Annotated in this window: 18 protein-coding genes; 12 read left to right on the top strand and 6 right to left on the bottom strand. The window is 62.8% G+C overall.

Annotated elements, in window-relative coordinates; genetic code table 11:
- The 3 genes from RMO18_RS01315 to RMO18_RS01305 all read left to right on the top strand — a co-directional run.
- Window positions 1–653: class I tRNA ligase family protein (locus RMO18_RS01315; protein ID WP_309663429.1), on the top strand; the 653-nt coding region annotated here is incomplete at its 5' end.
- A 184-nt stretch (window positions 654–837) separates the two neighbouring features.
- Entirely contained in the window at window positions 838–2460 is a 1623-nt protein-coding gene (gene cimA, locus RMO18_RS01310; RefSeq protein ID WP_309663427.1) for a citramalate synthase, read from the top strand.
- Entirely contained in the window at window positions 2457–3224 is a 768-nt protein-coding gene (locus RMO18_RS01305; RefSeq protein ID WP_309663426.1) for a squalene/phytoene synthase family protein, read from the top strand. The genes cimA and RMO18_RS01305 overlap by 4 nt, the downstream gene beginning before the upstream one ends.
- A gap of 68 nt (window positions 3225–3292) precedes the next feature.
- Here the strand turns inward: RMO18_RS01305 and RMO18_RS01300 are convergent, their stop codons facing one another.
- Entirely contained in the window at window positions 3293–4456 is a 1164-nt protein-coding gene (locus tag RMO18_RS01300; protein ID WP_309663425.1) for a hypothetical protein, read from the bottom strand.
- A 210-nt stretch (window positions 4457–4666) separates the two neighbouring features.
- Window positions 4667–5875 carry an MFS transporter gene (locus tag RMO18_RS01295; RefSeq protein ID WP_309663424.1) on the bottom strand — a complete coding sequence of 403 codons (1209 nt, stop codon included), beginning with the start codon at window positions 5873–5875 and terminating at the stop codon, window positions 4667–4669.
- An 86-nt stretch (window positions 5876–5961) separates the two neighbouring features.
- Between RMO18_RS01295 and RMO18_RS01290 the strand changes: the two genes are divergently transcribed.
- Window positions 5962–6591, top strand: a complete 630-nt coding sequence (locus RMO18_RS01290) for a DNA-3-methyladenine glycosylase 2 family protein (RefSeq protein ID WP_309663423.1) — start codon at window positions 5962–5964, stop codon at window positions 6589–6591.
- Window positions 6588–7247 (top strand): dienelactone hydrolase family protein, encoded by a 660-nt coding sequence (locus RMO18_RS01285; protein WP_309663422.1) that lies wholly within the window; start codon window positions 6588–6590, stop codon window positions 7245–7247. The genes RMO18_RS01290 and RMO18_RS01285 overlap by 4 nt, the downstream gene beginning before the upstream one ends.
- A gap of 7 nt (window positions 7248–7254) precedes the next feature.
- Here RMO18_RS01285 and RMO18_RS01280 read toward each other — a convergent pair whose 3' ends face one another.
- From RMO18_RS01280 to RMO18_RS01270, 3 genes are read right to left on the bottom strand one after another with little or no spacing between them, the layout of a single operon-like run.
- Window positions 7255–8229 (bottom strand): ROK family protein, encoded by a 975-nt coding sequence (locus RMO18_RS01280; protein ID WP_309663421.1) that lies wholly within the window; start codon window positions 8227–8229, stop codon window positions 7255–7257.
- A 1-nt stretch (window position 8230) separates the two neighbouring features.
- Window positions 8231–9565, bottom strand: coding sequence for a GH1 family beta-glucosidase (locus RMO18_RS01275; protein ID WP_309663420.1), 1335 nt, complete (start codon window positions 9563–9565; stop codon window positions 8231–8233).
- Between the two features lies 1 nt (window position 9566).
- On the bottom strand, window positions 9567–10595 hold the full coding sequence (locus RMO18_RS01270) for a substrate-binding domain-containing protein (protein WP_309663419.1): 1029 nt from the start codon (window positions 10593–10595) through the stop codon (window positions 9567–9569).
- A gap of 288 nt (window positions 10596–10883) precedes the next feature.
- Here RMO18_RS01270 and RMO18_RS01265 point away from each other — a divergent pair, with 288 nt between their 5' ends.
- The 5 genes from RMO18_RS01265 (at window position 10884) to RMO18_RS01245 (ending at window position 17444) form a co-directional block, all read left to right on the top strand.
- Entirely contained in the window at window positions 10884–12230 is a 1347-nt protein-coding gene (locus tag RMO18_RS01265; RefSeq protein WP_309663418.1) for an ABC transporter substrate-binding protein, read from the top strand.
- Window positions 12231–12311: 81 nt separating this feature from the next.
- The gene (locus RMO18_RS01260; RefSeq protein ID WP_309663417.1) at window positions 12312–13553 is read left to right on the top strand and encodes a sugar ABC transporter permease; all 1242 of its coding nucleotides are present in this window, start codon (window positions 12312–12314) and stop codon (window positions 13551–13553) included.
- A gap of 12 nt (window positions 13554–13565) precedes the next feature.
- Window positions 13566–14705, top strand: coding sequence for a carbohydrate ABC transporter permease (locus tag RMO18_RS01255; protein WP_309663416.1), 1140 nt, complete (start codon window positions 13566–13568; stop codon window positions 14703–14705).
- A gap of 5 nt (window positions 14706–14710) precedes the next feature.
- Complete coding sequence (locus tag RMO18_RS01250) at window positions 14711–16345, top strand: alpha-amylase family glycosyl hydrolase (RefSeq protein ID WP_309663430.1); 1635 nt, start codon at window positions 14711–14713, stop codon at window positions 16343–16345.
- 13 nt (window positions 16346–16358) lie between these two features.
- The gene (locus RMO18_RS01245; protein ID WP_309663415.1) at window positions 16359–17444 is read left to right on the top strand and encodes a sn-glycerol-3-phosphate ABC transporter ATP-binding protein UgpC; all 1086 of its coding nucleotides are present in this window, start codon (window positions 16359–16361) and stop codon (window positions 17442–17444) included.
- Here RMO18_RS01245 and RMO18_RS01240 read toward each other — a convergent pair.
- The gene (locus RMO18_RS01240) at window positions 17435–17560 is read right to left on the bottom strand and encodes a hypothetical protein (RefSeq protein ID WP_309663414.1); all 126 of its coding nucleotides are present in this window, start codon (window positions 17558–17560) and stop codon (window positions 17435–17437) included. The two genes, RMO18_RS01245 and RMO18_RS01240, sit on opposite strands and share 10 nt — an antisense overlap.
- A 47-nt stretch (window positions 17561–17607) precedes the next feature.
- Here RMO18_RS01240 and RMO18_RS01235 point away from each other — a divergent pair, with 47 nt between their 5' ends.
- Both RMO18_RS01235 and RMO18_RS01230 read left to right on the top strand, forming a co-directional pair.
- A complete protein-coding gene (locus RMO18_RS01235; protein WP_309663413.1) occupies window positions 17608–18420 on the top strand; it encodes a GNAT family N-acetyltransferase in 813 nt (270 codons plus the stop codon).
- Between the two features lie 56 nt (window positions 18421–18476).
- A partial coding sequence (locus RMO18_RS01230; protein WP_309663412.1) for a phytanoyl-CoA dioxygenase family protein occupies window positions 18477–18980 on the top strand: 504 nt, incomplete at its 3' end.

The raw sequence follows: 18980 nt of genomic DNA, 5'->3' as shown, positions 1-18980 counted from the left end.
ACCCGCAGGGGGACTTTGCCCATTATTGGCTGCACAACGAAATGCTGCAAGTCGAGGGCAAGAAGATGTCCAAGTCCTTGGGCAACTTCTTCACCGTGCGCGATTTGCTGGATCAGGGCGTCCCGGGTGAGGTGATCCGGTTTGTTTTGTTGTCGACGCATTACCGCAAGCCGATGGACTGGACGAAAGAGAAAGCGGTGGAGGCAGAACTCCGACTTCATGGCTTTGTCGAACTTGTTTCCATGTATGGTGACTTGGCCGCAGCAAAACTGCTCGACCCAGACAAAGCTGTCGTTGACGCCTTGTCAGACGACGTGAACACGCATGAAGCACTGACAGCTTTGATGGGCATGAACGGATCGAATGACGCCACCAGACTGGCGCGGAATATAGAGTTTCTTGGACTTCTCAGTTGGCAAACGCTAGAGGTCCGCGTCCTCGAACATCGAAGGGTTCTCACTCTTCTAGGTCCGCTGGCAGAGAAACTTCAAAGACTGCGGATCGAAGCAAAGAAGAACAAGGACTTCTCTGAAGTTGACGAGTTCAAGGCCAAAATCGCTGCTGCCAATGTATCGATTATGATGACGGCAGATAGCGTGGACTTCAGGCCCGAAATCAATGTTTCTGTAGAGCGGCTTGAGGCCCTTTTATGAAGATCGCGCGTGCAACACAGGGCAGCTCCCGCTCCGTGGTGGCGGTTCGGGCGCTGCCCGGGCCGCAAGCGCCCCGGGCAAGTGGTTCATGCGTTAACGCAACCATAATTAAAAACCATAACCCCATGAAATCCCTCACACCGTTTTTTGTCCACGCGTGGACACCCCAAACGGGAGGCCCCGCATGACCCGCCAGCGCCTCTACCTTTTCGACACCACCCTCCGCGACGGCCAGCAAACTCAGGGGGTCCAGTTCTCCGCCGCCGAAAAGATCCAGATCGCCCGGGCCCTCGACACCCTCGGGGTCGACTACATCGAGGGCGGCTGGCCGGGGGCCAACCCGACCGACAGCGATTTCTTTGCGGCCCCCCCGAAAACCCGCGCCACCCTCACCGCCTTCGGGATGACCAAACGGGTGGGCCGCTCCGCCGAAAACGACGACGTCCTCGCCGCCGTCCTGAACGCCGGCACCCCCGCCGTCTGCCTCGTCGGCAAGACCCATCCCTTCCACGTCGAGACGACCCTCAACGTCACGCTCGACGAAAACCGCAACGCCATCGCCGCCTCGATCCGCCACCTCGTCTCGCAGGGGCGCGAGGCGATCTTCGACGCCGAGCATTTCTTCGACGGCTACCGCGCCAACCCCGATTACGCCCTGTCCTGCCTGCAAGCAGCCCTCACCTCCGGTGCCCGCTGGGTCGTCCTGTGCGACACCAACGGCGGCACCCTTCCCGCCGAGGTGGGCCGCGTCACCGCCAAAGTCATCGCCAGCGGCATCCCCGGTGACCACCTCGGCATCCATTGCCACGACGATACCGGCAACGCCGTTGCCAACACTCTCGCCGCCATAGACGCGGGCGCACGCCAACTGCAGGGCACGCTGAACGGCCTCGGCGAACGCTGTGGCAATGCCAACCTCTCGACCCTCATCCCGACGCTGCTGCTAAAGGAACCCTACGCGAGTGAGCTTCAGACCGGCGTTACCCCGGCCGCTTTGGCAAGCTTGCTGAAAACCAGCCGCATGCTCGACGACATTCTCAACCGCGTCCCCTTGCGCGCCGCGCCCTATGTCGGGGCCAGCGCTTTTGCCCACAAGGCGGGCCTGCACGCCAGCGCGATCCTGAAGGATCCGTCGACCTATGAACACATCGACCCGGCGCAGGTTGGCAACGAGCGTGTCATCCCGATGTCGAACCAGGCGGGGCAATCCAATCTGCGCGCGCGGCTGCAGGCTGCTGGGATGGTTGTCGACCCGAAAGATCCGCGCATGGGACGGATCATCGAAGTCGTGAAGGACCGCGAGGATCAAGGCTATGCCTATGACGGCGCACAGGCGTCGTTCGAACTGGTGGCCCGCCGCGAACTGGGCCTGTGTCCGGAGTTTTTCGAGGTCAAGCGCTACCGCGTCACAGTGGAGCGGCGGAAGAACAAGTATGACCGGATGATCAGCCTGTCGGAGGCGGTGGTGGTGGTCAAGATCGGTGACCGCAAGAACATGTCCGTCTCCGACAGCATGGACGAATCTGGCAGTGACCGCGGGCCGGTGAACGCGCTGGCGAAAGCTCTCGCCAAGGACCTTGGGCCTTATCAGGAGTGCATCGACGATATGAAACTGGTGGACTTCAAGGTCCGCATCACCAATGGCGGCACAGAGGCGGTGACGCGGGTGATCATCGACAGCGAGGATGGGCAGGGACGGCGGTGGTCCACAGTCGGGGTTTCGGCCAACATTGTGGATGCCAGTTTCGAGGCGCTGCTGGACGCGATCCAATGGAAGCTGATCCGCGACTTCGGAGTGCCGATTTGACCGTTGCCGCCTGCGCCAGTCTGGTGGAGCGGGGTGATCCTGAGAGGTTTGCCGCCGTGCTGGCCGCGCCGGTTGAGGTAAGGGCACAGTTGTTTCCGCTGTATGCGTTCAACCTCGAGGTGGCGCGGGCACCTTGGGTGACTGAGGAGCCGCTGATCGCTGAGATGCGGTTGCAGTGGTGGCGCGACGTGGTGGAAAACTCGGCATCGGGGGCGGCAAGGGCGCATGAGGTGGCGGAGCCGCTGCATGAGGTGATCCGTGATTTCGGGCTGCCGCTGGACGTGCTGGACCGGCTGATCGCGGCGCGGCGTTGGGACATTGGGCGGGAACCGTTTGCGGGATTTGCCGGGCTTGAGGAGTACATCGAGGCGACGGGGGCCGGGTTGATGTGGCTGGCCGCGCGGGCCTTGGGCGCGCCGGAAGGGGCGGAGCCGGCGGTGCGGAACTACGGTTGGGCCGCGGGGATGGCGGCATTCTTGCGGGCGGTTCCGGATCTGGAAGCGCGGGGCAGGGTGCCGCTGCCGGAGGGGGTGGCGGCACGGGACGTGGCTGCTGTGGGGTTGAAAAGGCTGAAGGCGGCACGGGCGGCGCGGCGGGACGTGCCGAAGGAGGTGGCCCCGGCGCTGCTGGCGGGGTGGCAGGCCGGGGCGATCCTGCGGCAGGCAGTGGCCAATCCTGAGGCTGTCCGGGAGGGGCGGCTGGGGCTGTCGGAGTTTCGGCGCAGGGGCGGGCTTTTGTGGCAGGCTGTGACCGGGCATTGGTGATGTCCACGCGTGGACAGGCATCGCGCTATAATGAAATCAATGACTTAACCTGACAGATTAGGTGTTTGTTAACTTTCAGGCTGATCCTGCGCCGTTTCGCCCTGGTCCAGCAGCTTTGCAAATCTTGTGCGCAGAGCGGGATCCAGCCAGAACGGCGTCAGGTCATCCTCGCCGCTGCGGAAGGCCGCGTCTTCGACAGACCAGAGGCTGTGCAACCAGGGCCGGAGCAGCGGGTCACTGACAAGGGCATGTTCCACCGACAGGAACGCTGCATCTGCGGTTTCCTGCAGCGCCTGCGCATTGGCGCCATTCGTAGTGTCATGCCGGTATTTCTGGCCAAGTGCGCAGGCCCGGTAGGCCCAAAGCCGGCCATCAGCACTGAAGACCGGATTGGCAAGCAACGTGTCGAGGAGACGGAGGGCGGCCTCGAACCCGCCGGGCGCAGGTTCATAGAGATGGCGCAGGACTTCGGCTGAGCGCGCAAGCGTGCTGCGAAGGGCGTCGGCCTCAGTGCGCAGCTCGCCGGTGATTTCATCGCGCTTCTTGATAAGTTCATCGATTTCAAAACGTTCGCGTTGCTCGAACTGATCGCGAACCGTCGCCACCTCTTTCTCCATGCGCGCGTCGACCTCGATCACGGCCTCTTGCAATTCGCGCTGCACGCTGAGGATCTGGCTGGACAACTCTCTTTCCACGACACTGAAGGTCGAGGCCAAAGTCGTGGTGACTTCAGTCCGTGTGTGGATATAGCCCACCAGGAAGCCGATAGCGAAGCCGGCCAGCAGGACGGCAGTGCCAAAGCTTTCCTGCGCGCTGGTGCCGGCCATACCCGACGCCGCACCAACCTTTGCCCCCATCTTGCCCAGCCAGTCGATGATCTTGGTGAATTCGACCAAGCCGACGCCGACGACCATTGTCGTCAGCCAGTCCGACACTTTGACAAGGTTGTTGTTGGCCCAACTGGCGCGCGCGCGGTCTTGGCCCTGTTCTTCAGTTTCAGAAGTGCGGCCGATTGCGGCTCCGTTTTCCTTTCGGGCTGAATCGGAAGCGACTGCGGCAGCGGGGGCCGCAGGTTCTGGCGGTGCGAGGCGGGAGAGATCGCGTGGCAACGCAAAGAGGAAGCCGAAAAAACCACCGACGAGGGCGGCAGCAGACGCGCCGAGCAGGCCAAACCCCAGCACCCCGGTGGAAACCGTGCTTGGGTGGACATTTGCAAAAAACACAAACAGCAAGGCCGTTGCAGCGGTGACAAGCGCCCAGGCGATTGGTCGGTAAAGTGGCCAGATCGACTTTTTGTCTGTCCTGCGAGACTCAGGCCCTTTGACGCCTAACAGCGTTCTGGAAACTGGATTTTCCATAATCGATCCTTGCAAAAAACCGGAAAACGCATTGGTCTAATGCAATAAGTCTATCACAAACGCCGGTTTGGGAAAAGCCCTGCGTCAAGCCTCGGTCGGGGTTTTCGGCCTGAGCCAGAGCCAGATCAACGCGCCGCCAGCGAGCACCAGGAACGGCAGCATTGCCATGTTCACCAGTTGCCAGCCCTGTTGCACGGACCCGCCAGAACAGTTCATCAACCCGCCTGAAGAGAAGGATGCAGTGGTGACACCGGCAAACACCACGAGGTCGTTCAGGCCCTGCAGGCGGCCACGCTCTTCCGGCCTCTGGGCGGAGGTGAGCATCGTGGTCGCGCCGATGAAGCCGAAGTTCCAGCCGATGCCAAGCAGGATCAGGGCAATGAAGAAATTCTCCAACTCCACCCCCGCCATCGCGACGGCCCCGGCTGCGGCAAGGATGGTCAGGCCAAGCGCGATCACCCGCTCCACCCCAAAACGGGCAATGACGTGGCCGGTAAAGAACGACGGCGCGTACATTGCCAGCACATGCGCGGTGACCACATCGGCGGCATTCGCCGTCTGAAAGCCGCAGCCAACCACGGCGAGGGGCGATGAGGTCATCACCAGATTCATCAGCGCGTAGGACACGGTGGCGCAGATCATCGCAACGGCGATCTGGGGGGTGCGGATCATTTCGGCCCGGGTGCGGCCAAGCGGGGCACCGGCGACGGGGGCCTTGGGCGTGGGGATCTTGAGGCCGGCAAACAGGAAGACGCCCACCAGATTCAGCCCGATCACCGCAAGATAAGTGCCAAGGAACGGTACGGCCATTGAATCAGAGGTGACCTTGACGATCTGCGGCCCGATCACGGCGGACAACAGGCCCCCCGCCATCACCCAGCTGATCGCCTTGGGGCGAAAGTCGTCAGACGCGGTATCGGCGGCGGCAAAGCGGTAAAAGCCCTGTGCCGACATGTAGATGCCGGTGATGAACGCGCCAAGGCAGAACAGGGCGAAATTGGCGGTGGACAGCCCGTAAGCGCCGATGGCGGCACCCAGTGCACCACCCATCGCCCCAAGCACAAAACCGGCGCGGCGCCCGTATTTCTGCATGTAGGCCGAGATCGGTGTCGCCGTCAGCATCGAGCCGATGACGGTGCAGGTAATCGGCAGCGTCGCCCAGCAATGGCTCGGTGCAAGGCTGTTTCCGGCAAGACCAGCGATGGTGAAGATCATCGGCATCTGCGCGCCAAGGATGGCTTGCGCGCCGACCAGGACGAGGACATTGCGTTTGGCGAGGGCATCTTGGGACATGGCATAGGGGTAAGGGGCGGCACAGGCGGGGGCAAGGGCGAAAAGGCGGCTTGCATTTCGGCGCGTGGATTGGGCAGGTAGGCCGGATGGTGGGACGGATCATTCAGACGCTGGACTGCGTGGCCGAGGGCGCGGCTTGGCTGGCCACCCGCGAGCCGTTGTTTGCGCGGGCGCTACAGCAGGTTGGCGACTTGCCGTTGCGGCGCAGCGCGGATGGCTTTGGTGCAGTGTTGAGCGCGATCGTCGGGCAGCAGGTTTCGGTGGCAAGCGCGCGGGCGATCTGGGCGCGGCTGGAGGCGGCGGGGCTGACGGATGCCGGGGCGATGGCGGTGGCGTCGGACGAGGCGTTGCGTGCGGCGGGGTTAAGCCGGCAGAAGGCGCGTTACGGGCGGGCGCTGGCGCAGGCGGGGCTGGACTTCGCGGGGCTGCGGGCCCGGCCGGACGGCGAGGTGGTGGCGGCACTGGTGGCGGTGCCGGGGGTCGGGGTGTGGACGGCCGAGATTTACGCGATGTTTGCGCTGGGGCGGGCGGATGTGTTCGCGCCCGGCGATCTGGCGCTGCAGGAGGCGGCGCGGATGTTGTTCGGCTTGGCGGCGCGGCCGACGGACAAGCAGTTGCGGGTGATGGCCGAAGCCTGGTCGCCGTGGCGGTCGGTTGCGGCGCGGATCCTGTGGGCCTACTACCGGGTGGCAAAGGAACGGGACGGGGTGGCGTGATGCGGGAATTACGGTTCGGAAGCCGGGCGGCGGCGTCGGGCAAGACACGGTCGATGGTGGTGTTCGTGCACGGTTATGGCGCGGATGGGGCGGACCTGCTGGGTCTTGCCGACGTTCTGGGCGAGCATTTGCCGGACACGCTGTTTCTGGCCCCCGATGCGCCAGAGCGGTGTATCGGCGGTGGCTTCGGGCTGCAGTGGTTTGCGATCCCCTGGCTGGACGGATCGTCGCCGGCACTGGCCGAGGCGGGGCTTGATGCGGCGGCGGCGGATCTGAACGGGTTTCTGGATGCGCGGCTGGCGGAGGCTGGCCTTGCGCCCGAGGCGCTGGCACTGGTTGGCTTTTCGCAGGGCGCGATGATGAGCCTGCATGTGGCGCCGCGCCGGGCCAAGGCGATGGCGGGGGTGGTGGCGATCTCGGGGCGGTTGCTGCGGCCTGAGCGGTTGGCGAGCGAAGCGGTGGCGCGGCCGCCGGTCCTGCTGTTGCATGGTGATCAGGACCCGGTGGTGCCGTTCGGCGACATGGCAAGTGCCGGGGATGCGCTGGTGGCCGCCGGATTTGACACCTTTGGCCATGTGATGCGCGGGACGGGCCATGGCATTTCACAAGATGGCCTTGGCGTGACGCTGCAGTTCTTGCAGGAACGTCTGCGTTGAGGGCGTTTCAGGCCAACTGAGCGAGAAAGACCGCACAGCCGGTCAGGGCGGCGTAATCGTCTTCAACCACCGTCACGCAAAAATCCTGTTGCAACAGATCGACCCGGCGCGGTTCGCGGAACGCAGCGCCCAGGTTCAGCGTGGCGAAATGCGGGGTCATCGCGCGAGACATGCCGCCGATCAGATAGATGCCGCCGTAGGGCAGGTGGATCAGGGCGAGGTCGGCAAGTATCTGGCCGAGGATGTGAATATAGAGGCGGGCGGCATGGGCGGCGATGGGGTCGCCTGCGTCCAGTGCGGCCAGCACCTCAGCCGAGGTGAGCGAGGCGGGTCGGCCAGCCTCGGTGGCGGCGAAGGCGTGCAGGTTGGCCAGCCCGCGCCCGGCGAGGACCTCTTCAACACCGGCATGCGGAACCTCGCCTTGCGCGGCGAGGCGCGCTTCGATGAAGCGGGCGAGGCGGAAGTCTTCCTGCGTGCGCACCGGCATGTTGACATGGCCGCATTCAGAAGGTGGCACGATGCGGCCTTGCGCGCTGTGGTGAACCGGGGCTGCGTTCACGCCGGTGCCAAGACCCACCACCAGCATCGGCGCGCCGGATTTCACCGGGCCAGTGATGACAGTGCGCAGATTTTCCGCCGGAAGGTGGCCAAGCGCCTGACCTTGGGCCTGCAAGTCATTGAGAATGGCTATCTTTTGTGCACCCGTCGCTGCGGAAAGCTTGGCCGCGTCCATCACCCAGTCAAGGTTGGTCATGGTGGCGACACCGTCCTGCACCGGGCCTGCGGCGGCCACGCAGACGCCCGAGACGCGGGCCCCGGTCTGCGCCAGATAGTCTTGCAACACATGCGTGATGTCCTGCCCGCGCGCCATGTATTCGGCATTTGGAAAACGCCGGAACGTGTCGTGCAGCACGGTGGTGCCTTCGGCCAGCGCCACGCGGGTATTGGTGCCGCCGATATCGGCAAGGATCGCGAGGGTCATCTCAGGCTCCGGTATTGCGTGCCAAGGCGCGGGCCAGAGCGTGATAAGAGGATTTTGGGGTCCTTGCCAAGGTTGCAAAATCCACATGCACCAGACCGAAGCGTTTTTCGTAGCCTTCGGCCCATTCGTAATTGTCCAGAAGCGACCAGTAGAAAAAGCCCTTTACGTTGGCGCCATCGGCAATTGCCTGTTTGGTGGCGGCGAGGTGAGCGAACAGGAAATCTTCACGAATACGGTCATTTACAACGCCATCTTCAAGTTGATCAGCATTCGCCATGCCATTTTCAGTGACGTAGATCGGCAGATCGCCGACGTAGTCTTTGGCCATGCGGGTCAGAAAATGATGCAAGCCCTCGGGGTAGATTTCCCAGCCCATCTGGGTCTTTGGCAACGGGCCGGGCACGGTGCGGATTGATGGCCACGGCGTTCCCGGGGCGTGGGCGTGCAGGTTCCGGGTGTAGTAGTTCACACCCAGCCAGTCGAGTTTCTGGCCGATCAGTGGCATGTCGTCTTGCCAATGCGCGGGCATATGCGGACCCAGACCTTCCAGCACGTTGGATGGGTAGGCCTGCCGGGTGATGCCTTCGATGTACCAGCGGTTGAAGATTCCGTCCCAAAGGTTTGCTGCGGTTTGATCTTCGGGGCTGGCGCTGACGGTGGCGGGGTAGTCGAAGTTCAACACAATGCCAAGGTTCTGCTGGCCCATGCCGCGCAATCGTTCGACGCTGAGACCATGAGCCAGCAGAATGTGGTGCATGGCACGGGCGGCGGCGCGGATATCGCGCAGGCCGGGGGCGTGGACCCCAAGGAAATGGCTGAGCCATGCAACGCACCACGGTTCGTTGATGGTGGCGATGGCGGCCACGCGGTCACCCAACCGGCGGGTGATGGCTTCGGAAAAATCGGCAAAGCGGTGGCAGGTGTCGCGGTTGGTCCAGCCGCCGGTGTCAGCCAGAGCAGAGGGCATTTCCCAATGGTAGAGGGTCTGGAACGGCTGCAGCCCGCGCGCCAGCATGCCATCGACAAGCCGGTCATAAAAATCAATGCCCTCCGGGTTGATGTTCACGCCATCCGGCATCACCCGCGCCCAGGAGGTGGAAAAACGGTAGCCATCCATATGCGCGGCTTGCAGCAGGTCAAGATCGGCGGGCCACTGGTGATAATGATCGCAGGCTTTCGACCCGTCTTCGGCGCGGACGACATTTCCGGGGGTCGCGGCAAATGTATCCCAGTGGCAGGGGCCGCAGTTGCCGAACGCCGAGCCTTCGATCTGATAGGCGGCGGTGGCTGCGCCGAACACAAAGCCCTCGGGGAAATCATATCGCGACAGGGACATGTCAGCCTCGGGGTGCGGGGCCGGTGGACTGGCCGATGATCAGCTCTGCTTCGAGAAGGCGCTGTTGCGGGCCGCCTTCGGGGTTGGCGATGACGGCAAGCAGCATCTCGGCCGCCAGACGCCCGGCTTCGCGAACCGAGGAGCGGGTGGCGGTGAAGATCGGCACATCCTCGCCGTTCTTCATGTAGCTGAGGTCGTCGTCATGGATGATGATCGACACATCGCGCCCGACCGTCAGGCCCGCGCCTTCGACCGCGCGGCGTACGCCCATGCCGGAAATCATCGACGAGGCGAGGATGGCGGTGGGCGGATTGGCCAGCGCCAGCATCGCCAGGGTGGCGCGATAGCCGGACACCTCGGTCATCTCGTCGGACGCCATCAGGGCGGGGTCGGTGGCAATGCCGCGCGCGGTGAGGGCATCAACATAGCCGGTGCGGCGGCGGATGGCAAAATCCATGAATTCCAGACCGTTGACCAGACCGATGCGGACATGCGCGAGGTCGAGCAGGAATTCGGTCGCGCGCTGGAACGCGCGGCGGTTGTTCACGTCAAGCCAGCAATAAGGTTCCAGCGTGCCGGTGGCGCGGCCATGCACCACAAAGGGCAGACCGATTTCGCGCAGCAACGGGATGCGCGGGTCGTTCAGGCGCGGCGCATGCACGATGACCCCATCGACATTGCCCTTGGATTTCAACGCCCGATAGGTGGCATCTTCATCTTCGTCCGGTACCACTGACAACACCATGTCATAGTCATTGCGGCTGTAAGTCTCGCCCGCGCCGGCGATGAAATCGGCGAACACCGGGTTGACGATTTCGTGCCGGGTGGCGATGGGAATGACGTGACCGACGGCCATTGCCCGCCCGGTGGCAAGGCGGATGGCGCGGGTGTTGGGGTGGTAATTGTGCCGCTTTGCCGCCGCCATCACGCGTTCGCGCGTGGTCTCGTTGACCTCGGGGTAGCCGTTCAAGGCGCGCGACACCGTTGTGGGCGACAGGCCCAGCTTTGTGGCGAGTTCCTTGAGGTTCATGCGGATGGGCTGCTCAAAACGATTTCAATTGTGGCAACTGTAGCCAGCGATAACGATCAGGTCAAAGCTATTCGTTGAGGTCCGTAATCGATTACGGAAGGGCCGTTGCCCAAGGATTGGGCGTTGGGAAAACATTGAAGGCGCTTTGGATTGACTCAAGGAATAGGATCGGCAAGGGTGAGATATCCAAAGCGGTTTGAATTGATTCTGCGGCAGTGCTGCGGGACCGATGCGACGGCTGTTGGTTTCATGCCCCGTCAGAGAGCGGGGGATTCGGGAGGAAGACCTATGAAAACCAGACTGATCGTCAGCACGGGCGTGCTGGCGCTGATCGCAGGGGGCGCGTTCGCGCAGGACCTGAAATTCCCGGTGGGCGAGGGTGCCTTCAACTGGGACAGCTACAAGGCCTATGACGAGGCGACGAACCTTGAAGGCCAGGAAATCAGCATGTTCGGGCCGTGGCGCGGCGAAGACCAGGTGCTGGTCGAAACCATGCTGGCCTACTTCACCGCCGCTTCGGGCGTGAAGGTGAACTACTCCTCGTCGGAAAACTATGAGCAGCAGATCGTTATCGACACGCAGGCAGGCAGCCCGCCCGACATCGCGGTTCTGCCGCAGCCGGGCCTGATCGGCGATCTGGCGTCAAAAGGCTTCATCATTCCGCTCGGCGCCGAAACCGAAGCCTGGCTGAAGGACAACTACGCGGCAGGCGACAGCTGGGTCAGCCTGGGCACCTACAAGGGTGCGGATGGCAACCCCGCGCTCTACGCCTTCCCCTACAAGATTGACGTGAAATCGCTGGTCTGGTTTTCTCCCGACAACTTTGCAGATGCCGGGTACACGGTGCCTGAGACGATGGAAGACCTGAAGGCGCTGACCGACCAGATCGTTGCTGACGGCGGCACGCCCTGGTGCATTGGCCTGGGTTCAGGTGGTGCGACGGGTTGGCCCGCGACCGACTGGGTTGAAGACATGATGCTGCGGACCCAGCCTGCCGACGTCTATGACAAGTGGTACAAGCACGAGATCCCGTTCAACGACCCGGTTGTCGTGGCGGCGATTGAAGAGTTTGGCTTCTTTGCAAAGAACGACAAATACGTCGCGGGTGGCGTTGCTGCGGTGGCTTCGACCGATTTCCGGGACAGTCCGAAAGGGCTCTTCTCCTCGCCGCCGCAGTGCTACATGCACCACCAGGCGTCGTTCATCCCTTCGTTCTTCCCGGAAGGCACGGAACTTGGTACGGACGCGGACTTCTTCTACATGCCGGCCTACGCGGGCAAAGATCTGGGCAAACCGGTTCTGGGTGCAGGCACGCTTGCGTTCATGCTAAAGGACTCCGAAGGTAGCCGGGCGTTTATCGAGTGGCTGAAAACCCCGATTGCGCATGAAATCTGGATGGCAGGATCAGGCTTCCTGACCCCGCTGAAGTCGGCGAATCCGGAAACCTATGCCAACGCCGCGCTGAAAAAGCAGGGCGAGATCCTGCTGAACGCAACCACCTTCCGGTTTGACGGGTCTGACCTGATGAACCCGGCAGTGGGCGCGGGCACGTTCTGGACCGGCATGGTCGACTACGTTGGTGGCAAGACGGCCCAGGAAGTGGCCGACACCATCGAAGCCGGCTGGCCGAAGTAAGGCAGACCCACAGCAAGGGCAGGCACGGACGCAACTCCGTGCCTGCCCGCGATCTTCCGGTTCAGGTCTTGGGAGGGGCACATGAATCCAGCATTTCAGGCTTTGCTGACCATCGTTATCGGGGTTGGCGGCTGTATCACCTACTTCTATGCCTCGAACATCTTTCTGGACAAAGTGCTGTTTCCGGCGCGCGGGCCGAACGCCGGGCGCAACATCAACCGCGCCAATATGGTCCGCCCGTGGTTGTTTCTGATGCCCGCGATTGTGGCGCTGGGGCTGTATCTGGCCTATCCGGTCTTTGCGACGGCGTGGCTGTCACTGACCGACGATGCACCGGGCAACAAGCGGGTTTTTGTTGGATTTGCCAATTATTCCCAGATGTTCACCGAGGACAAGTTCTGGGAATCGATGAAGAACAACATGCTGTGGCTGGTGGTTGTGCCTGCGGCGTCCACCGCGTTTGGCCTGTTGGCCGCACAACTGACCGACCGGATCAGATGGGGAAACATCGCCAAGTCGCTGATCTTCATGCCGATGGCGATTTCGTTCGTGGGCGCATCGGTGATCTGGAAGCTGATCTATGACACACGCCCGGCGGATCAGGCGCAGATCGGCGCGCTGAACGCGATCTGGCTGAAATTCGATGGTGGCATCTGGTCGACGATCTTTCTGAAAGTCGTGCCGGGGCTGGCACTGTTAGCGTTTGGCGCGGCGCTGGCCTATGTGGTCTGGGCAATGATCCGCGACCTGATGAAGGGCACCGAAGCGCCCGGCGGTCTGGCCGGACTGATCCTGCGGGTGGTGGGGGTGGCCATTCTTGGCTGGCTGATCTGGTCAACACTCAGTGGCATCTTGAGCCTGTTCGGCGCGGTTTTGCCCTATGGCGTGCCGCAGACATGGCTGAGCCAGGCCTTCTACAACAACTTTTTCCTGATGGCGGTGCTGGTCTGGATTCAGACCGGATTTGCCATGGTGATCCTGTCCGCCGCCCTGCGCGGCGTGCCGGAAGACACCATCGAGGCCGCGATCATCGATGGCGCCAACCCGTTCCAGATTTTCTTCAAGATCAAGGTGCCGCAGATCATGGGGACGATCGTGGTGGTGTGGACCACGATCACAATCGTCGTGCTCAAGGTGTTCGACATCGTGCTGGCGATGACCAATGGCCAATGGCAGACGCAGGTTCTGGCCAACTATATGTATGACAAGCTGTTCCGGGCGAATGACTGGGGCGTGGGGTCGGCAAGTGCGATGATCATCATGCTGCTGGTCACGCCGATTCTGGTTTGGAACGTCTACAACGTTCGCAAAGAAATGCGCTGAGGGGGCCGGGACATGGAAAATATTGCAGGAACCAAATCCTCGCTGACCTGGGCGGTGCATCTTTCGGTGGTGGCGCTGGTGCTGTTGTGGGTGTTGCCGACCTTCGGGTTGCTGGTGTCATCGTTCCGCACGGGCGATCAGATCAGTACGTCGGGCTGGTGGCGGGCGCTGACCACGCAGGAGCAGCAGTTGCCCGCGATCCGCATCGGTGGGGACGAGGTGCAGAAGGACGGCGCCTTTGTCATCGAGGGGCGGCTGTTCGACACGGCCGGTTCCGTGGTGAGCACCTGGGGCACCAGTTCCAAGGAACCGAACGCCTATGCGGCGGGGCAGGCGGCCGAGCTGGCGGATGGCCAGACCCTGGTGGTGCAGGCGGACGGCAGCTTTGCGCTCGCCTCGCCGACGTCGCTGAAGGACCAGCGGATGCCACGGGTGTTTGCAACCGCATCAACGCCGCCGGAGTTCACGACCAACAATTACCAGAACGTGCTGTTCAGCCCGATGGCCGGGCAGACGGTGTTTCAAGCCTTCATGAACACCGCCACGGTGGCGATCCCGGCGACAATCATCCCGATCCTGATTGCTGCCTTCGCGGCCTATGCCCTTGCCTGGATGGAATTTCCGGGCCGCGCGCTGCTGGTGGCTGCGGTGGTCGGTTTGCTGGTGGTGCCGTTGCAACTGGCGCTGATCCCGCTGCTGCAGTTTCACAACTGGATCGGCATCGGCAAAGGCTATCTTGGCATCTGGATGGCGCATACCGGGTTCGGCCTGCCGCTGGCGGTATATCTGTTGCGCAACTACATGGTCGGCCTGCCGCGCGACATCATCGAGAACGCGCGGGTCGATGGGGCGACCGAGTTTCAGATTTTCACCAAGATCATCCTGCCGCTGTCGTTCCCGGCGCTGGCCAGTTTCGCGATCTTCCAGTTCCTGTGGACGTGGAATGACCTCTTGGTGGCATTGGTGTTCCTTGGCACCGGCAATGATCAGCAAGTGTTGACCGGCAACCTGGTGAACCTGATGGGGTCGCGCGGCGGCGATTGGGAGATCCTTTCAGCCTCGGCCTTCGTGTCGATTGCGGTGCCGCTGGCGGTGTTCTTCTCGCTGCAGCGGTTCCTGGTGCGGGGCCTGTTGGCGGGGTCGGTGAAGTGAGCAAGATGGATATCGAGGGCCGGTCAGTGCTGGCGGCGGACCCGGACTGGTGGCGTGGGGCGGTGATCTATCAGATCTACCCGCGCAGCTATCAGGATTCGAACGGCGACGGGATCGGCGATCTGGCCGGGATCGCGCAGAGGTTGCCGCATATCGCCAGCCTCGGTGCTGATGCGGTCTGGATCAGCCCGTTCTTCACCAGTCCGATGAAGGACTTCGGCTATGACGTGAGTGACTACTGCGACATCGACCCGATGTTCGGCACGCTGGCCGATTTCGACGCGGTGGTGGCGCGGGCGCATGATCTGGGCTTGCGGGTGATGATCGATCTGGTGCTGTCGCACACCAGCGACCAGCACCCCTGGTTCGTAGAAAGTCGCAAGGACCGGAGCAACCCGAAGGCCGATTGGTTCGTCTGGGCTGAACCAAAGCCGGATGGCACGCCGCCGAACAACTGGCTGTCGATCTTTGGCGGGTCGGCCTGGGCTTGGGACAACCGGCGCGAGCAGTATTATCTGCACAACTTCCTGACCAGTCAGCCCGACCTGAATTTTCACTGCGATGCGGTGCAGGACGCGCTGCTGGATGTGGCCCGGTTCTGGCTGAAACGGGGGGTGGACGGATTCCGGCTGGATACGATCAACTTCTACTTTGCCGACAAGTATTTGCGCGACAACCCGAGCCTGCCGAAGGAGTTGCGCAACAATTCCATCGCGCCGTCGGTGAACCCCTACAATCATCAGCTGCACCTCTTTTCGAAGAACCAGCCGGAAAACCTTGAATTCCTGCGCAAATTCCGTGCTGTGCTGAATCCCTACGCGGCCGCCGCCGTGGGCGAGGTGGGCGATGCGCAGCGGGGCCTTGAGATCATGGCCGAGTCTACTTCGGGCGGCGACAAGGTGCAGATGTGCTATCCGTTCGAGATGCTGCAACCGACGCGGCTGACGGCCGGGTTGTTGGCCGGCACCTTCGCGCGGATGACAGCAGTGGCACCGGATGCCTGGCCGTGCTGGGCCTATTCCAACCATGACGTGATCCGCCACATCAGCCGCTGGGGGCTGAACGAGGCTGCAGCCAAGACCTATGCAACGCTGCTGGTGTGCCTGCGCGGGTCAATCTGCCTGTATCAGGGCGAGGAGCTGGGTCTGCCCGAGGTAGAGCTTGCCCGGGACGAGTTGCAGGACCCCTATGGCATCGAGTTCTGGCCGGAATTCAAGGGCCGCGACGGATGCCGCACGCCGATGGTGTGGGTTACCGACAATTCTTCGGGCGGGTTTTCCAGTGGCCTGCCGTGGCTGCCGGTGAAGGCGCCACATCTGACACTGTCCGTGGCGGCGCAAGACGGGGTAGCGGGATCGATGCTGTCGCATTACCGGGCGGCGCTGGCGTTCCGGCGCGCGCACGAGGTGCTGCGCAGCGGCGAAATGCACGACATTCGGGCCATCGGCGATGTGGCAACATTCCGGCGCAGCGGGGAAGAAGACCTGTTCTGCGCCTTCAACCTTGGCAGCAATACCATCGAGGTGGCGCTGCCGACTGGCAACTGGACGGCAATCGGGACAGAACTCGGCAGCCAGACGGCAGAGGGCGGGCGTGTGACGCTGGCCCCCTGGGGTGTCTGTCTGGCCAAACGGGACTGAGGGAGGGGACATCATGGCGGAACTGCTGCTGAAGGACGTCGAGAAGGCTTATGGCGAGGTCAAGGTGTTGAAAAACATCAACCTTGATATCAAGACCGGCGAGCTGATCGTCTTTGTCGGGCCTTCGGGTTGCGGCAAGTCCACGCTCTTGCGGATGATCGCGGGGCTGGAGCGGATCACCGGCGGGCATTTCTCCATCGACGGGGTGCGGATGAACGACGTGCCACCGGCGCAGCGCGGCATCGCGATGGTGTTCCAGTCTTACGCGCTGTACCCGCACATGACGGTGCGGGAGAATATGTCATTCGCGCTGAAGATCGCCAAGAAATCGCCGGATGAGATCAAGGCCGCCGTCGACAAGGCCGCGCGCATCCTGCAGCTGACGCCCTATCTGGACCGCCTGCCAAAGGCGCTGTCTGGTGGCCAGCGCCAACGGGTGGCGATCGGGCGTTCGATCGTGCGCGACCCCAAGGTCTATCTGTTCGACGAACCGCTGTCGAACCTGGATGCTGCGCTGCGCGTGGCAACGCGGATCGAAATCGCGCAGTTGAAAGAAGCGATGCCGAATTCGACGATGGTCTACGTGACGCACGATCAGGTGGAAGCGATGACCCTCGCGAGCCGCATCGTGGTGCTGGCAGGCGGCGGCATCAGCCAGGTCGGCACGCCGCTGGATCTGTACGAGCGGCCCGAGAACGAGTTCGTGGCCCAGTTCATCGGCAGCCCGGCGATGAATCTGATGACCGGCGAGGTGGTGGAAACCGGGGCGATCACGACAGTCAAGCTGGACAATGGCGGGGTGGCACGGTCTGCGGTGCCGACGATTGCCTCGGACAAGGGGCTGAAAGTCAAGATCGGTGTCCGCCCTGAGGATTTCATCGAAACCACCGGCGACGCGATCTTTACCGGCGAGGTGGAGATCACCGAAGCGCTGGGGGAAGTCACGCTGCTGTATTTCAAAAAGCAGGGTGAAGGGCATCAGGTGGTGGGTAAGTTACCCGGTATCCGGTCTGAATTGCGGCGGATGACGGTGAAGCTGACGGCCGATCCCAAGAAAGTGCATCTGTTCGCGAACGGAAAATCGCTGCTTTACCGGTAAGTCAGCGCCAATAGCCCCAGCCAGAACAGGCACAGCGCCGCCGCGATCAGCACCGGCACCCAAAGGGTGAGGCGCGGCGCGGGGGCGAGGGGTTTTGGAATAGAGCTGCGTCGCATATCCGGCATTAAGGGCATGGTAGGTTTCCTTTCGGTTAAATAACCGTATGATCGGAAGAACAGTTCCATCAGATCGACATCTGCCGTTTGAGCAATCGCTGGAGTATGCGGTGGCGGCTGGCGCATGTGGCGCACGGGTGTCCCGGATCGACCTTGGGGCAGGCGTGGCGCAGGTGGTTGAGCGTGGCAGGATGCGGCTGATTTCGCGCGGCCCGGTCTGGACTGGCGACCCGAGTATGGCAGAGCGTCGCACAGCGTTGCGCCGGTTTGCGCGCTGGCCGGGCATTACGCTGGTAACACCGGAGGAAAGCATGGCGGGCTTTGGTCTGATCCCGCTGGTGACGCCGATGCATCATGCGATCTGGGATCTTTCAGGCGATCCGCGCAGCCGGATGGACCGGAAATGGCGCAATCATCTGACGGCGGCTGAACGCAAGGGCTTCGAGTTTGCCGAAAACCGGGCGGGCGCGCTGGAGGCGTTGATCGAAGTTGAGGCAATGCAACGGGCCGCGCGGCGCTATCGCACCCTGCTGCCCGGCTTTTCACGGGCCTTGCCCGACCGGGCGCTGCGGCTGTGGGAATGGCGCCCCGCGGGGACACTTCAGGCCTCGATGTGCTTTGTGCGGTACGGGGCCAGCGCCACCTATCACATGGCCTGGGCGGGGCAAGCGGCGCGGGACGGGGCAGTGCACGGTCTGATGCTGTGGCGGGCGGCGCTTGCACTGCGCGCCGAAGGGGTGCGTTGGCTGGACCTCGGGTCGATCAACACCGAACAGGCGCCGGGGTTGGCGCGGTTCAAGCTTGGCACCGGGGCTGTGGTGCGCCGGTTTGGCCCGACGATGCTGGTGTTGCCGGGCTAGACCCTTGGCATTCGCGCCGCCGACGGGCAGGGTGCGGGCAGCAAGGGGAGAGTGCAATGGCAACCGTTGTGACAGACCAGATGGTGGCGGATTTCCAGCGCGACGGCGTGGTGCTGGTCAAGGGCCTTTGGGCGGACTGGGTGGATATGCTGCGGGCCGGCGTCGCGCGCAATATGGACAACCCAAGCGCCGCCCAGATGGCCACCCTCAAGCCGGGAGAGGCCGGGTCGTTCTTTGACGATTACTGCAACTGGACGGGGATCCCGGAGTTTTCCGAAGTGATCCAACGGTCGGATGTGGCCGATGTGGCGGCAAAGCTGATGCAATCGGACCGGGTGCAGATGTTCCATGACCATGTGCTTGTCAAGGAACCCGGCACTACGAAAGCGACGCCCTGGCATACCGATGGGCCGTATTACTTTGTCGAGGGGCGGCAGACCGTGTCGTTCTGGTCGCCACTTGACCCGGTGCGCGAGGCGGCTTTGCGTACGGTTGCTGGCAGCCATCTCTGGCCACGCGACGTGCTGCCAACGCGCTGGCTGAGCCAGACCGATTTCTAC

This window comes from Tabrizicola sp. (assembly GCF_031377265.1).
Taxonomy (GTDB): domain Bacteria; phylum Pseudomonadota; class Alphaproteobacteria; order Rhodobacterales; family Rhodobacteraceae; genus JAUYQR01.
The sequence above is the reverse complement of the archived record's forward strand: the minus strand, read 5'-3'. Positions and strand labels throughout refer to the sequence as shown.

Bases quoted from the DNA above. Each gene is read 5' to 3' on its own strand.
- RMO18_RS01250 (WP_309663430.1), top strand. From the start codon at position 14,711: ATGGATATCGAGGGCCGGTCAGTGCTGGCGGCGGACCCGGACTGGTGG.
- RMO18_RS01275 (WP_309663420.1), bottom strand. From the start codon at position 9,565: ATGTCCCTGTCGCGATATGATTTCCCCGAGGGCTTTGTGTTCGGCGCA.
- RMO18_RS01245 (WP_309663415.1), top strand. From the start codon at position 16,359: ATGGCGGAACTGCTGCTGAAGGACGTCGAGAAGGCTTATGGCGAGGTC.
- RMO18_RS01280 (WP_309663421.1), bottom strand. From the start codon at position 8,229: ATGACCCTCGCGATCCTTGCCGATATCGGCGGCACCAATACCCGCGTG.
- RMO18_RS01240 (WP_309663414.1), bottom strand. From the start codon at position 17,560: ATGCGACGCAGCTCTATTCCAAAACCCCTCGCCCCCGCGCCGCGCCTC.
- RMO18_RS01255 (WP_309663416.1), top strand. From the start codon at position 13,566: ATGGAAAATATTGCAGGAACCAAATCCTCGCTGACCTGGGCGGTGCAT.
- RMO18_RS01260 (WP_309663417.1), top strand. From the start codon at position 12,312: ATGAATCCAGCATTTCAGGCTTTGCTGACCATCGTTATCGGGGTTGGC.
- RMO18_RS01270 (WP_309663419.1), bottom strand. From the start codon at position 10,595: ATGAACCTCAAGGAACTCGCCACAAAGCTGGGCCTGTCGCCCACAACG.
- RMO18_RS01295 (WP_309663424.1), bottom strand. From the start codon at position 5,875: ATGTCCCAAGATGCCCTCGCCAAACGCAATGTCCTCGTCCTGGTCGGC.
- RMO18_RS01265 (WP_309663418.1), top strand. From the start codon at position 10,884: ATGAAAACCAGACTGATCGTCAGCACGGGCGTGCTGGCGCTGATCGCA.
- RMO18_RS01290 (WP_309663423.1), top strand. From the start codon at position 5,962: ATGGTGGGACGGATCATTCAGACGCTGGACTGCGTGGCCGAGGGCGCG.
- RMO18_RS01235 (WP_309663413.1), top strand. From the start codon at position 17,608: ATGATCGGAAGAACAGTTCCATCAGATCGACATCTGCCGTTTGAGCAA.
- cimA (WP_309663427.1), top strand. From the start codon at position 838: ATGACCCGCCAGCGCCTCTACCTTTTCGACACCACCCTCCGCGACGGC.